1 protein-coding gene is annotated in these 462 nt (G+C 66.7%); it reads right to left on the bottom strand.

What is annotated here, in order from left to right:
* The coding region (locus BZY54_RS52590; RefSeq protein ID WP_244217727.1) for an extracellular solute-binding protein at nucleotides 1–462 on the bottom strand (462 nt) is incomplete at both ends.

Genomic DNA, 462 nt, shown 5'->3' with positions numbered 1-462 from the left:
GTACGGGTCGGCCATGGTGGCGCCCTGGGGACCGGGCTGGGTGCCGGCGCTGTCGGTGGGCGGGGAGAAGACGCCCACGTCGAAGGGAAGGTCGCCGGTCTTGTCGAGGGTGCTCGTGAACCAGCTGCCGTTGGGGTAGAAGCCCACCTTGCCCGCGATGAAGTTGCCGTCGGCCTGTGAGGGGTCGAGGCCCGCATCGCTCTTGGCCACGTATCCGGACTTGATCCAGTCCGCGTACTTACGGAACATCGGCTCGTAGGCGTCGCCGACGGAGAGCTTCTTGTCCTTGACCGAGGTCTGCCACTTGGGGTGGGCGAGATTCAGCGTGGGGTGGTACAGCTGCTGGAGCTGAAGGCCGGTCTGGAACTGGCCGGCCGTCTGCATCGCCGTGTAGCCGGCCTTCTTCAGCTTGCCGAGGTCCTGGGTGAACTCGTCCCAGCTGGCCGGCGGTTCGGAGATGCC

The sequence above is a fragment of the Streptomyces carpinensis genome (assembly GCF_002154505.1).
Lineage (GTDB): Bacteria > Actinomycetota > Actinomycetes > Streptomycetales > Streptomycetaceae > Streptomyces > Streptomyces carpinensis.
Note: the sequence above shows the minus strand (reverse complement) of the source record. Positions and strands in the feature narration are given on the sequence as shown.